This is a genomic window from Bacillus sp. NPDC060175 (genome assembly GCF_042728695.1).
Taxonomy (GTDB): Bacteria; Bacillota; Bacilli; order Bacillales; family Bacillaceae_G; genus Bacillus_A.
Genome location: NZ_JBHWYR010000092.1, coordinates 1 through 14,045, shown reverse-complemented (window position 1 = coordinate 14,045; position 14,045 = coordinate 1). Strand labels below are relative to the sequence as shown.

Annotated in this window: 15 protein-coding genes and 1 pseudogene; 10 read left to right on the top strand and 6 right to left on the bottom strand. The window is 33.8% G+C overall.

Features of this window, described 5'->3' with window-relative positions; genetic code table 11:
* Positions 1-171 (top strand): annotated as a pseudogene (locus ACFWDE_RS26900) (flagellar motor switch protein FliG); the annotation flags it as partial.
* Positions 172-204: 33 nt separating this feature from the next.
* On the opposite strand, the gene ACFWDE_RS26895 reads toward ACFWDE_RS26900, so the two are convergent.
* The 5 genes from ACFWDE_RS26895 to ACFWDE_RS26875 form a co-directional block, all read right to left on the bottom strand.
* Positions 205-1,425, bottom strand: a complete 1,221-nt coding sequence (locus ACFWDE_RS26895) for an MFS transporter (protein WP_377895925.1) — start codon at positions 1,423-1,425, stop codon at positions 205-207.
* Between the two features lie 182 nt (positions 1,426-1,607).
* The gene (locus tag ACFWDE_RS26890; RefSeq protein WP_042889389.1) at positions 1,608-2,051 is read right to left on the bottom strand and encodes an ArsR/SmtB family transcription factor; all 444 of its coding nucleotides are present in this window, start codon (positions 2,049-2,051) and stop codon (positions 1,608-1,610) included.
* Positions 2,052-2,179: 128 nt separating this feature from the next.
* Complete coding sequence (locus tag ACFWDE_RS26885; RefSeq protein ID WP_377895923.1) at positions 2,180-3,394, bottom strand: MFS transporter; 1,215 nt, start codon at positions 3,392-3,394, stop codon at positions 2,180-2,182.
* Positions 3,395-3,400: 6 nt separating this feature from the next.
* Positions 3,401-3,868: a VOC family protein gene (locus tag ACFWDE_RS26880; protein WP_377895921.1), complete on the bottom strand. Its 468-nt coding sequence runs from the start codon at positions 3,866-3,868 to the stop codon at positions 3,401-3,403.
* Positions 3,869-4,060: 192 nt separating this feature from the next.
* Positions 4,061-4,177 (bottom strand): YjcZ family sporulation protein, encoded by a 117-nt coding sequence (locus ACFWDE_RS26875; RefSeq protein WP_000007805.1) that lies wholly within the window; start codon positions 4,175-4,177, stop codon positions 4,061-4,063.
* A gap of 337 nt (positions 4,178-4,514) precedes the next feature.
* On the opposite strand from ACFWDE_RS26875, the gene ACFWDE_RS26870 reads away from it, so the two are divergent.
* Positions 4,515-4,733 carry an aspartyl-phosphate phosphatase Spo0E family protein gene (locus ACFWDE_RS26870; protein ID WP_002149180.1) on the top strand — a complete coding sequence of 73 codons (219 nt, stop codon included), beginning with the start codon at positions 4,515-4,517 and terminating at the stop codon, positions 4,731-4,733.
* Positions 4,734-4,787: 54 nt separating this feature from the next.
* Positions 4,788-4,976, top strand: coding sequence for an RNA chaperone Hfq (gene hfq / locus ACFWDE_RS26865; protein WP_002012071.1), 189 nt, complete (start codon positions 4,788-4,790; stop codon positions 4,974-4,976).
* A gap of 38 nt (positions 4,977-5,014) precedes the next feature.
* Here hfq and ACFWDE_RS26860 read toward each other — a convergent pair whose 3' ends face one another.
* Positions 5,015-5,617 (bottom strand): HD domain-containing protein, encoded by a 603-nt coding sequence (locus tag ACFWDE_RS26860; protein ID WP_219917811.1) that lies wholly within the window; start codon positions 5,615-5,617, stop codon positions 5,015-5,017.
* Between the two features lie 172 nt (positions 5,618-5,789).
* Between ACFWDE_RS26860 and ACFWDE_RS26855 the strand changes: the two genes are divergently transcribed.
* From ACFWDE_RS26855 to ACFWDE_RS26825, 7 genes are all read left to right on the top strand, one after another.
* Positions 5,790-6,623 (top strand): flagellar motor protein MotP, encoded by an 834-nt coding sequence (locus tag ACFWDE_RS26855; RefSeq protein WP_377895918.1) that lies wholly within the window; start codon positions 5,790-5,792, stop codon positions 6,621-6,623.
* A gap of 22 nt (positions 6,624-6,645) precedes the next feature.
* On the top strand, positions 6,646-7,323 hold the full coding sequence (locus tag ACFWDE_RS26850; protein WP_002012067.1) for an OmpA family protein: 678 nt from the start codon (positions 6,646-6,648) through the stop codon (positions 7,321-7,323).
* 150 nt (positions 7,324-7,473) lie between these two features.
* Positions 7,474-7,842, top strand: a complete 369-nt coding sequence (locus ACFWDE_RS26845) for a response regulator (RefSeq protein WP_000940577.1) — start codon at positions 7,474-7,476, stop codon at positions 7,840-7,842.
* 129 nt (positions 7,843-7,971) lie between these two features.
* Positions 7,972-9,942 (top strand): chemotaxis protein CheW, encoded by a 1,971-nt coding sequence (locus ACFWDE_RS26840; protein ID WP_377895916.1) that lies wholly within the window; start codon positions 7,972-7,974, stop codon positions 9,940-9,942.
* A 208-nt stretch (positions 9,943-10,150) separates the two neighbouring features.
* A complete protein-coding gene (locus ACFWDE_RS26835; RefSeq protein WP_219917815.1) occupies positions 10,151-11,797 on the top strand; it encodes a flagellar motor switch protein in 1,647 nt (548 codons plus the stop codon).
* A gap of 29 nt (positions 11,798-11,826) precedes the next feature.
* On the top strand, positions 11,827-13,191 hold the full coding sequence (locus ACFWDE_RS26830) for a transglycosylase (protein ID WP_377895914.1): 1,365 nt from the start codon (positions 11,827-11,829) through the stop codon (positions 13,189-13,191).
* A gap of 27 nt (positions 13,192-13,218) precedes the next feature.
* Complete coding sequence (locus tag ACFWDE_RS26825; protein ID WP_377895912.1) at positions 13,219-13,935, top strand: hypothetical protein; 717 nt, start codon at positions 13,219-13,221, stop codon at positions 13,933-13,935.
* The last annotated feature ends 110 nt before the right edge of the window (positions 13,936-14,045 follow it).

Sequence of the window (14,045 nt, the reverse complement as noted above, 5' to 3'; positions counted from 1 at the left end):
CAATTTGGAAGTATAGAGCACGAACAAGAACTAGCTATGATTATTATGAAATTAAAACAGCATGGAGTAAAAGAAGAGAAATATAAAGATTTTGAGAAAGGCTGGATGATTTATTTCAATGTTCTTGTCATAGTAACATCCGGTCTTTTATTTTTAAAATATTTAATGTAAAAAGCGGCATAATAGCCGCTTTTTATCGTGCAATTAATATTCTAGTGAAGATTCTGTAGTTTTAAAATATTTTTCTCGTGAAGGAGTCATTACCCGGATTGCTAATAAACAGGAAAGGAAAAGAATGAGTAAAGAGCTACATATCACAGTAATTTGAACGGAAAGAAATTGTGCGGATGCTCCAATTGCTAAAATGAAAAAGATTTGAATGAAATTTTTTATTGAATCAAATACGCTATCGATACGTCCTATCATATGTACTGGGATGTTATTTTGATAAAATGTTATAAATCCAGTACCAGCAAATGATGAAGCGATCCCAAGTAAAATGAAACCACTTGCTGCGACCGTAAATGAATTTGAAAAGGCGAAAATCACATAGCCTATTGCTGTGAAAATCATACCTAAACCGATGCAATATTGAATCGGTAATCGTTTTGCAAAGAGAGAGACAAGAAATGAACCACAAACGTAAGCTGCCCCGGTTATACTAACAAGCATGCTATATTCTACATCGGATAAAAACAGTACTTGTCGTGTAAAAACAACTTCTTGTGAATCAAGTGCCATAGAGACAAGCATTGTAGCTTGAAATAAAACGAATACGAGAATAATGTAAGTTTCAGTTCGTGCGAATGAAAAAACTTGTTTCCAATCACTTCGTAACGTTTGTACGAAAGTATTTGCAACCTCTTCGTTTTGCTTTGTTTGTAATGTGATGTTTGGCAAGAAGTAAATGAGAATGGTAGAAAGTAGAAAGGAAATTGAGTTGCAGTAAATAACAAAAGCTGCCGAGTATGTAGTGAGAAGTATTCCAGCAAGAGCCGGACCGATAATAAAAGCCCCATTTGTACATAGGCTATTCCAAGCATTAAATTGAGCACGTTCTTCAGCTGGTATGAGCAGTGTTTTATAAGTGAATGAAGCTGGATCGAAAAATGATGTAGCAATGCGAGTCAAAAAGATAAAAATATAAATTGCCCAAATAGAATCAAATAGTGGAATACAGCCAATGAGAGCGGCTCGAATAATATCTGTGATGAGCATAATTGACCGTTTATTTAATCGATCTACAATACTACCAGACCATGTTTTTGTAACAACGGTGGCAATTGGCCCGACAATCCATAGGCCTGCTACAGCAGCGGGAGAGTTTGTACTATTTAACACCATTAAGTTTAGAGCTATGAGGTACATAAAATCACCTAAACGAGAAATGCCTGTGCCCGACAATAATAATAGTTTATTTTTCATGTGTATATGGACCTTTCTTTCATTGTTTTTTTATCCCGCATTAACGGGCAGTAAGACTCCCACCTCAAAATGTGGCTGTAAAGCAAAGGAGTTAGGTGGGGGAGATCAACTGCCCGTAAAAGCCCGATTGGTGAAAGCTAATAATCGGTGGGGGATGAACAAAACCCCCACTAATTAAAGTTTCACTTTATCCGGCAGGAAATAGCGTATTCTTCCTCTGAGGCTGATTGACGAGCGGTTTTGCTTTCCCAGCGTAATAAAACTTGTGAGATCTCCCAAGTGAGTTGTTGTAATTCCTCTGGAGTTAAAAATAAATGAGATACAATATGGCTCCCTGTATTTGTTCCTTCCGTGCCTGCTTCTTCAATATAGAAGTGAGCAGATTTTGCTTTATAGTACTTTTCAATAATCCCCCGTTTTTCCTTTGTATCTACTAATTCAAGTAAGCCTCCGTCAAATAAAATTTGGATGTGATAGTGAACGCTACCAGCAGATTTATTTAGTTTAGTAGATACTTGTTTTGCAGTGAGTGTTTCGTCTTTTAAAAGGTGAAGAATTTGAATGCGAGTTGCATTGGAAATTAGCTTTTGTTGTTCTGCTGAAATGGTAAGTCGATCCTCAAACATTTTGTTAGCTCCTTTCTTATAATCTAAATTTATTGTACGTTCTAAAAAATTAGAATGTAAGAGAAATAAATCGCCTTTTTCTTGTAAATTTCGACATAAATAAAAATGGCATGTACATATACATGCCATTAAGTGATAGTAGATTCTTCACTAAGCTCCCCATGATAAAACAAGAAAAGCCATATAAAACTAACGGAAATACAGCATATAGCTAACAGGCTACCAATAACTTGCGGAGAAAGAATTTCTAAAAGCCATCCTGTTATAAACATAGATAACTGAATAAGAGATCCGTAAATGGAATAATGAAATGAAAAAACTTTACCAATCATGTTTTCTTCTGTATACATTTGTAGCAATGTCGTATCAAGTGGAACGATGATTCCTCCTGCTATACGCATACAGAGTAATGTAATGATACCGATAATAAGTTGATCGGATAGAATGAATCCGAGAAAGAAAATTCCTTGTAGTAAATAGGCCCAACCAAATGCTCTTTTCATTTTGTCTTCATTTTTAGATATATACAGGTTAACGAGAAGGCTACCAATCATAAGGCCAGCCCCTTGAACCGTATATAAAATTCCAATGTTAGAGTGGAAAATTCTTTCGGCATAGATTGTTAAGAGTAGTTGATAAGCACCTCCAATAGTTCCCCATGAAATTCCGACGAGAATTAATGATAAAATAATTTTTCTTTGTAATATGTATGTATAACCATCTTTTATATCAGTAAAAAATGCTTTTTTCGTGCTAAAAGCGCCACGAGAAGGGAACTTTATTTTATAAATAATATAGGCTGAAATAAAGTATGATAGGCTATTAATAAAAAAGGCAATCTCGATACTTAAAGATTGTGCAATGAGCCCACCTAAAGAGGCTCCCATAATAGACATAAAACTATTGATTGTACTAGAAAGAGAGTTAGCGGTTACTAAATGCTTTTGATGTACGATATTTTTTAGGGTTGATTGCTTAGCAGGCTCGAATAAGCAAGAGAGTACCGCTAAACATATATTAGAAACGAAAATAATTTCAATCTTGTAGAATGCTAATAAATAAGTGAGGACGATAATTCCTCGTAAAATATCGGTAAAAATCATAATTTTCTTTTTTGAAAAACGGTCTACAATTCCGCCTATGAATGGGCTCAGAAGAAGTTGAGGTAACCCTTTGCTCATAAAGGTGAGTGCTAACATAAATGAAGATTCTGTTATGCTATAGACGAGTGTTAATAAAGCGACAGTATGAAACCAATCCCCAAGTACACTTAATGTTTGACCATAAAATAGTCTTTTGAAGTTTGTATTTGTTTTAAGAAGCCTGTAATAAGAAATTGACATGAAAAATTAAACCTTATCTATAAGTGATGCCTGTACTTGTTTTTTCCATTCACTTAAATACATTTTCTCTGCTTTAGGTAGTCCAACAGGTAATTGTGCAATGAATTCTAAACTATTTCCATCAGGATCATTAAAATATATAGAGGCGTGTGCTAGCTCGGGAAAAACGATTGGCTCAATTGGCTCCATTCCAAAGTCTTTTCGCACTGGAATTCCTTTCTGTTTGAGCCAGTGTATCGCGTTTTCTAAATCGTGTAAGCTTACTTGGAAAGCGATATGTCGTAAGGATGGATGATAATTAACTTTGTATTCTTTTCCTTCCCAAAGACCAATCCAACTTTCATTTTCTACAATCCAAAAGAATGCGATATCTTTGTCTCTTTTATATAATTTTAGCCCTAGTGATTTATAAAAAGGTATCGAAAATTCTAAATTACAGACAGGTAAATGTGCTTCATAAAGACCTTTAATCATTATAATCCTCCTTAGTAAAAATGTTTCTTATTCAATAGTAAACGATGTTTTGTTTATTGAAATCGCAAATAAGAGGGATATAAATTCATACGAAAGTATGAAAAAACAGCTCAAATATGAGCTGTTTTCATATAGTTTTTAGTTAACATATTTCATTCATTTAGGGTCTAGCGAAAAGGATACGTATTATATTTAAAACCCTCCGCCGCCACCCCAACAGCTACATCCGATAATAATTAGAAGGATGAATAGCACGATGAGTAAAGCAAATCCACCACCGAAACCAGCGCAACTACCACCAAAGCTCATGTTTTTTCCTCCTTTTTTATTAAATTAATCTATATAACCAATGGATTACTTTATAGGATATGTTTTTATTTGGAAAAGGAGCAAGTCTTACTTTTAATTAGACAAGAGCCTGGGAGCTAATTTAGATATGATACTTACTTTGTTTTATAGTGCTTTTTTGAAAAGGGTGTATTACTGATTACAAATGTGGGGAATATGGTAAAACAATATGGAAGTGTATACTAGGTGAATGTATTGTAAATGAAAGGGGTATGTAACTTACAATTACATTAAAATTTCTTTTCATAAATATAAAATTTGTAAAAAAAACCATTTTTTTATTTTTTTACGAGTAAAAATGTACTATAATTTTACAAGTAATATTATGGGAAAAGGGAGTTTTAGTATAGAGATGGAGATGGGACAATTACACAATAAAATAGAACACAAAAAGAAAGAGTTAATGCAACTTGTTGCTAGGCATGGATTAGGTCATAATAAAGTTTTGTTATTTAGTCGAGATTTAGATATACTAATTAATAAGTTTATGAATATAAAAGACAAAGTATATAAGTGATTAATCTTTATTTTTTCATATTAAGATTATTTATTTGTAAAGGGGAAAACAGTTATGGAACACTTACAAGAAGAGTTGTATAAACAAATAAAAGAAGAAAAAGGTGCAGTTACTATATTTTTAAAGAGCGGAGTAAGAATAGTAGGGGAAGTAGTTGGAGTAGATAGATTTACAGTATTAATATTAGTAGATGGAAAACAACAACTTATTTATAAGCAGGCAATATCAACAATTATGAAATAAGACACTCAAGATGAGTGTCTTATTTCATAATTAAATGGTTACTTTTTGCATGCTTCAACATCAATGCCGGCAGCGATCAATTTTTTTTCTCCGTCTTGTTCAATGATTTTTTGTAATTTAGACAAGAAAGAGTCAAAATCTGTATGTTTACCAACTTGGAAAGTCATTTTATGCTCAATTGGTAACCAAGTATCAATATCAGCTTCGTTATGCTGAATTTTCACTTCAAGTTTATCAAGTGCGTTAGCAACTTTTGCTTCATACGTTTCTTTCGCTTCGAACTCCATCCATAAATCGTATAATTCCACGCCGAGAGAACCTTCTAGTGTATGTTTAATATTTAAAATAGCCTTTTGCTCATTTTTTTGTTTTTGTAATTGTAATTCACGGCTATTCATCGTATCAAAGGCAGGAATATCACCAGCTTCTGCTTCGACAAGGTCATGAATAATAACCATTTTAAGTAATTTTTCTATATTTACTTTTTGATCTAAATAAGGCTCAACTAAGATAGCCATTAGGGACATACGCCACGTATGTTCAGCAACACTTTCTTGACGTCCGTTAGAAAGCCAACTATGTCGCATTTCATATTTTAGTTTTTCTGCTAATGCAATGACTTGTAAAATGTTATGTTCCATCGTGATCCTCCTCATATTTCCATACTATAATTCTAATATAGAAATGAAATGTGTCAATTTAATGAGTATATTGCGATAAATAGATGATACGCGTATAATGATTGTTATATGTGAAAACGCATTATTAAAATAAAAAAATGTTTTACGAAAACGAAAAAGGAAGGGCAGGAATATGGGAGACGAAAATCAAGGATTAGCTAGACCGCAAAGGAAAAAAAGGAAGTTTGATATTTCTAGCCCCTTTGGCATTGTAGTAGGTTTCGTTATTTTAATTGCAGCGATCATGCTTGGCGGTGGTGGAATAAAAGCTTTTAAAAATTTCTTAGATGTTTCATCTATTTTGATCGTTATAGGGGGAACAACAGCGACAATTGTTGTGGCATATAGATTTGGAGAAATAAAAAAATATACGAAAAGTATTTTTGCTGTTTTACATAGAAGAGAAGAAGATTTAGAACAGTTAACGGATTTGTTCGTTGATTTTTCGAAAAAGTCTAAAAAACACGGCTTACTTTCTTTAGAAGTTGATGGAGAGCAGGTAGACAATCCTTTTATTCAAAAGGGAATTCGTTTAATGTTAAGCGGTTATGATGAAGCGGAATTAAAAGAAGTATTAATGAGAGATGTTGAAACAGAAGTGTATGAGTTAAGAAAAGGAGCGACATTATTAGATAAGATTGGTGATTTTGCTCCAGCATGGGGTATGATAGGAACGTTAATCGGTCTTATTATTATGTTGCAAAACTTACAAGATACTGCACAAATTGGTACAGGGATGGCCGTTGCAATGTTGACGACTTTATATGGATCTATTATTGCAAATATGATTGCAATACCGCTATCTGAAAAAGTGTATCGTGGCATTGAAGATTTGTATACAGAGAAGAAGTTTGTAATAGAAGCAATTTCAGAGCTGTACCGAGGACAAATTCCTTCTAAATTAAAGTTAAAACTTGATACATATGTATATGAAACGAAGATAAAAAAAGAAAAACGAGCAGCCTAATATTTCAAGGAGTGGTATGGTGATGATAAAACGACCGCAAAAAGGATCGCCTCGTTGGATGACGACTTTTACTGATTTAACGATGTTGTTATTGACTTTTTTTGTACTATTAGTTGCTACATCAAAACAAGATACAGTAAAATTATCGAAGATGCTTGAAAAGTTTAGTGATGCAGAACAAGTGGATGCGAAAGTAATGGAAGGTACAATACCAGATATTTCACATGAAAAAAATGATGAAAAAGCAGTTTCAAAAAAACGAATGGATGAATTGTATAAAAAGTTAAAAGCATATGTAGATAATAATGGTGTTAGTCAAGTGAATGTATATCGAGAAGATACAGGTGTTAGCATCGTTATAGTAGATAACTTAATATTCGATACAGGTGATGCGAATGTAAAGCCGGAAGCAAAAGAAGTAATTAGTCAATTAGTAGGGTTCTTTCAATCGGTACCAAACCCAATTGTTGTAGAAGGACATACAGATAGTAGACCGATTCATAATGAAAAATTTCCTTCCAACTGGGAATTATCTTCAGCACGAGCAGCTAATATGATTCACCACTTAATTGAAGTGTATAATGTAGATGATAAACGATTAGCAGCGGTAGGATATGCGGACACAAAACCAGTAGCATCAAATGATTCACCGCAAAATTGGGAGAAAAACCGGCGCGTTGTAATATATATTAAAGAATAATATATTACTATTTTATTAATAAAATAATAAAAATACAGAAATTCTTTTAAAAAAATATTAAATTTTCTCGTTTTATTTTGTATAATGAGTGAGAATGATAAGGTGAAATATTAAGATATATTTATACATAAAAGGAGAGAACCGAAAAGAATGGCACATAAAATTTTAGTTGTAGACGATGCGATGTTTATGCGAACAATGATTAAGAACTTATTAAAAAGTAATTCTGAATTTGAAGTTATCGGTGAAGCAGAGAATGGGGTAGAAGCGATTCAAAAGTATAAAGAACTTCAACCTGATATTGTAACACTAGATATTACTATGCCAGAAATGGACGGACTTGAAGCATTAAAAGAAATTATGAAAATTGATTCGAGTGCAAAGGTTGTTATTTGTTCTGCAATGGGACAACAAGGTATGGTATTAGATGCAATTAAAGGCGGGGCAAAAGACTTTATTGTAAAGCCATTCCAAGCCGATCGTGTTATTGAAGCTTTAACAAAAGTAGCAAATAGCTAATATAGAAGGGATGCCACAAAGAATCAAATCAATGATAGCGGATAGACGTGTGGCCCCCTTTTTTCTCGTTATAAAACACTAAATTGTTATACATAAATGAAATGTTTGTTAGACAGGTAGGGGATTAAAATGCAAACAGATCTATTAAATATATTTTTTGAAGAAGCAGAAGAACATTTACAGTCGCTAAATGAAAATGTGCTAAATTTAGAACAGAATCCTGCCGATATGGGTGTTGTAGGAGAAATATTCCGCTCAGCTCATACATTTAAAGGTATGTCTGCGAGTATGGAATTTACAGAAATGGCAGATTTAACCCATAAGATGGAAAATGTTTTAGACGAAATCCGTCATGGAAATATGATGGTGAATGCTAATATTATTGATGTTATTTTTGAGTGCATTGATAATTTAGAAAAGATGGTTGCAGATGTGCAGCAGGGCGGAATGGGTAATATTGATGTTGTATCTACAAAGCATAAATTAGAAGCGTTATTAAATGGGAATGTAGAAGCTTCTATGGAACAAGTAGAGCAAAGTAGTATAAACAATGATGATACAGTTTCACATGAAGTATATATAACCGTCGAACAACAAGCCATTTTAAAAGCAGTACGTGCCATTATGTGTATTGAAGCATTACAAAATGTAGGGGATATACAAAAAACGGTTCCAAGCATTGAAGAAATCGAAGCGGATGCTTTTGGATTTGAGTTTACAGTATATATGGATACTGATCGTAGTGTTGAAGAATTGAAACAGGTAGTGCTTCACGTTTCTGAAATTGAGAAAGTAGAAGTGAAGCAAGGAAATATAGCTGAAGAAGGAATCGTACAATCTATTGCAGCAACGCAGCTGGATCCATCTCTAGAGGCACGAACTACAACAGCTAGTACTACACCGGCTAAAAGTACTACAAAAACGAAAAATGCTAAAGTAGAGAATCGTTCTATTCGTGTTCAGTTAGAAAAAATCGAAAGATTAATGAATATGTTTGAAGAAAGTGTAATTGAGCGTGGACGGATTGATGAATTAGCAGAAACGATTCAAAATAAAGAGTTAATCGAGCATTTAAATCGATTAGGGGATATTTCAAAAGATATCCAAAATGTATTGTTAAATATGCGTATGGTACCGATTGAAACGGTCTTCAATCGTTTCCCGCGTATGGTACGTATGTTAGCGAAAGATTTAGGTAAAAAAATCGATTTACAAATTAAAGGTGAAGATACTGAAGTTGATAAAATTGTTATTGACGAAATTGGTGATCCACTCGTTCATTTAATTCGTAATGCAATTGATCATGGTATTGAAACTGTCGAAAACCGACGTGATGCCGGGAAGAATGAGACAGGTACTATTAAATTAGAGGCGTTTCATAGTGGAAATCATGTCGTAATTCAAATTACTGATGATGGAAATGGTATTCATAAAGGAAAAGTATTAGAAAAAGCGATAAAAAATGGTGTTGTAACGGAATCAGAGGCAAATAAATTAACGGATCGTGAAGTGTTTGATCTTATTTTTCAACCGGGATTTAGTACAGCGGAAGTTGTATCTGACCTTTCTGGACGTGGAGTTGGATTAGATGTTGTTAAACATACGATTCATAGTTTAGGTGGGCATTTAATTATTGATTCTGAAGAAGGAAAAGGAAGTACATTCAGAATTGAACTTCCTTTAACATTGTCTATTATTCAATCAATGCTTGTTCAAACAAGTGATAAGCGTTATGCGTTGCCTCTTGGCAATATTGTTGAAGCCATTCGAATTAAGAAAGAAGACATACAATCGTTACAAGGAAAAGACGTTTTAAACTACCGCAATCAAATTATTGAAGTGAAACATTTAAGTACTGTATTTGGTGAAAAAACAGTAGATGAGGCGTTCGCATCATATGATAGTCAAATGGTTCCTGTGTTAATTGTTCGTAATACACATCGTAGCTATGGACTTATCGTAAACACAATTATCGGTCAAAGAGAAATAGTCTTAAAGTCATTAGGTGATTTCTTTGCAGAGAGCTCTAACTATTTCTCTGGTGCGACAATTCTCGGTGATGGACGAGTGGTCCTCATTTTAAACCCAGAAGGTTTATAATAGGAATGAAGGAAGCTCCCCACTTGTATACAATTGGGGAGCTTTTTGGATAGAACTAATAATATAAGTATATGAAAACCGTCGTTTACACATATTGTGGAAATAAATACATGTTCACAATTCGGATGATAAGTTTGGTAAAATATAACGAGTGTAATAGAGAGTTTAAATCATTTGATAGAAAAACAAAAATGAGGAGGCAGGAAAAATGCCTGAGCAACACACAAAAGGGGATACTGGCACAATTGTGCTAGAAAAAGAAAATGAACATTTAACGCCTCAAGAATGCGATATTCTTGGTGAGATTGCTAATATATCATTTGGTTCAGCTTCGACTGTATTATCAACAATTTTAAATAGGCAAGTAAGTATTACTGCTCCTCAAGTAGAATTGGTAGATTTATATGATACAAGTGATGTTGAAATTCCACATGTTGTATTAAATATCCATTTCACAAAAGGATTAGATATGGAAAATCTTCTTGTTTTAAAGCAAGATGTTGCTTTATCTATTGCTGATTTAATGATGATGGGAACAGGTGAAGTTGAAGAGGGAAAAGAGCTTGGTGAATTAGAGCTAAGTGCAGTACAAGAAGCTATGAATCAAATGATGGGATTCGCAGCAACATCTATGTCAGAATTCTTCCAAGATACGGTAGACATGTCTCCGCCAACAATTAAAGTTGTGCAACTTACAGAAGAGATGGAGAAGATTTCTGGTATTAATGGGAATAATATGGTTGTTAAAGTATCGTTTGAATTAAAAATAGATAATCTTGTGAATTCTCAGCTTGTACAGGTTGTTTCAGTTGAACATGCGAAGCGAATGATAAATAAATTGTTACAATTATCTGGTGGTGTGGAAGAAGGAATAGATGAGCAGGCGGAAGTGCAGGAAACTGAGATTGTAGAAGAGCATGTGGAAAAAGAACAGTTAACACAAGAAGAGAAAGATGTACTTGGTGAAATTGCGAATATTTCAATTGGTTCGGCTTCAACAGTACTATCGACGCTTTTAAATCAGCCTGTCACTATTAGTACACCAAATGTAGAGGCGATTAATGTTCGTCATTATGAAGGAGTACCGGTTCCGTTTGTTATTTTAAATGTCGATTTTGTTGAAGGACTAAAGAATGAGAACGTATTCGTATTTACGAAAGATGTTGCTTTAACAATGGTAGATTTAATGATGATGGGAACGGGTGAAATTGATCCGGAGAAAGAGCTAAGTGAATTAGAGTTAAGTGGCATTAAAGAAATTATGAACCAAATGATGGGGCATGCTGCAACAGCAATGTCAGAAATGTTTAAAGAAAAAATGGATATGACACCACCAGACGTTAAATTTGTTTCTTTAAAAGAAGAAATGGAATATTTGGGAGAGTCGATGGCAGTTGACGAACTCGTTCAAATTACTTTTAATCTTGAAATTGGTGATCTCCTTCAATCAAAGATGTATCAAATACTACCAATATCAGAAGCGAAAGAGATGGTTAGACGACTTCTATATCCGATGGTGGAAGAGCAAGAAGAAATAGTTGAGGAAGTTGTTGAAGAGGAAGAAATTCCTGCACCAGTCGTACAGCCAATTGAATATAAAGAAGTCAAGCAAGTTGAGCCAGTATATATGGATGCATCTATTCTACAAAATGTAGAAATGAATGTTAAATTTGTATTTGGAAGTACAGTGAGAACAATTCAAGATATTTTAAGTCTACAAGAAAATGAAGCGGTCGTACTTGATGAAGATATTGATGAACCGATTCAAATTTATGTGAACGATGTATTAGTGGCGTATGGAGAACTTGTAAATGTAGATGGATTTTTCGGAGTAAAAGTGACGAAATCGCTATAAGGCGTCAAAATAGGAGTTTGAACAAATAGATGAAAAACGTAAAGTTTTTTCTAATTAGTTGGCTATTCTTACATATATGTATATTTTTCCCATTACAAGGGCGGGCAGAAGAAAAAAGTGTGCAAAATCAAAATATAAGCGAAGTGAATGACCAAGAGGGAAAAAATAAAGAAGTTCAGGAAAAGCCGGAACAAGTGAAAATGCCCTCGGTTGAAGATGAAAAAAAAGCAGTAGAAAATGAGCAAGGGAAAGAACAAAAAGAAGAAAGAACGATAGAAACAGACCGAGGGGTTATTACAGTTAATAAGCAGGAGCTAAAGGTTGGCGAAGAAGTGTGGATTGCTGTAGAACCAAATGAAAAAAACATTCAAAGTGTAAAAGGTATATTACAATTACAAAAAAATGGTGAGCAGTACAGACAAGAGAGAATAATATCTTTTGAGTATGAAGAAGAAACGAAGCGATGGATCGCTAATTATAAGGCCGGAATATATGATTTACAAGGTGATTGGAACCTTAGGCTCGTTGAAAGCTATAAAGAAGATGAGAAGGAAGAAGTAATAGAGAACGAATTAAATGTCCCGCTCATTCGTATAAACAATGAAGCACCAACTATAGATAAAGAATTGCCAAAGTTAGAGAAAGTTAGTATTGATGAGGCAAAAGGGAACTTAATTGAACGGAAAAAGGGAGAATCCGTTCATATACGAGTACAAACGGTAGATATAGAATCGGTTGTTAAAGAAGTGCGCGTTATATTAAAAGGAAAAGAAGACGGTAACGATATTACTTTTTTATTAGACTATAATAAACACGACATGGATTGGCAGAAAATATTTGAAATAACAGAAGCTTTACCTGTTGGGCCGCATCAACTTATTGTGGAAGTAACAGATGGGGCAGGTAACAAACTTGTGACAGAGAGTGAATATATCGTTTCTATTATCGAACAAAAAGTGAAAGATGATGAAAAGATAGAAGAACATGAGAATGAAAATGAAGTAGAAGATAAGAAAGAAATTGAGAAGCAGGAAGATCCGAAAATAGAGATGCCGCTTCCAGAAGAAAAACTTCCAGTTGTTCAAATTCCAAAGCAAGAGGAGAAAGTGAACTCTTATATAAAAGAGCCGTTGAAAGAAAAAGAGGAAATCAACTACGTTATAAAAGAGTCGTTAACAGACAATAAGGAAGTAAATAATGTGAAGGTTCATAAAGAGAAAAAAGGCGAAAATGACAATCAAGTCGTTTCTAAAAAGAAAGAGAAAATAGAAGAACAACAAGAAAAGAAAGAGGAAAAAAGTGAGCAGGGAGTACAGGCTTCTAATGTGTTTGCTGTTATGTCAGGATTATTTGTACTGTTTTTAGTTTTAAAGAGTAATAAAGAATGGGGCTAATAATTTGATAGTAGTGGAGGCGCTTAAATGGAAATTAAACGTACGACAATTGAAAATAAGACGCTACAACCATTAAAACAGCCTGCAGCTATTTCAGAACATGAAATTCAGAAAGAACGAAAGCATAGTAATTTAGTGTTTAGTGGGCAGTCTAAAATTATTTCGAAAAATAATGAAATAGGCATTTTACTTGCAAGTTTAGGCGATGGAAAGATTATGAAGGAAATACTTTCTAAAGAGATGGATACAGTGTTACAACTCTTTAAAAAGTTACATACGTTATCTGGAGAAGGTAAGCAAACAGAAAAAATATTTGAACAAGTAATTAGAAGCTTACAAGGACTTGTTAAGCAGGCACATATAAAAGATCTTCCTTTATTAGATGGAACGTATGATTTCGCTGAAGTACAACTATCATTTGGTAGAAAGGTACATATTCCGTTACTAGATGTAAGTGCACTTATCTCTAGAGTGGAGAGTGATTCTTCAGAAGGAAATATAAATTTAATGGTAACGGTTATTACTGCTTATATAACGAAATTGTCTAACGAAACCATGTTAATTAGCGTTACAGACCGCACGGCAAAAGATCGGGATGTCAGTGTATGGAGAGCGCTCGCAGAAATGAATATGACACAATTGTCCCAGACGTTGAAACGTACAATGCAAGAACATAAATGGTCTATGACGTTTCTTTTTCTCTTTATATGGATTGTTGGTATCATTTTAATTCGAGTTATATAAAAGGTCGTCACTTCATGAAGTGCACCCCAATTGTTAGACATGGTCTAACAATTGGAGGTGCATTTTTTATGGCTAAATTTTCTTCAAAAGAAAAAATCCAAGCGGTGAAA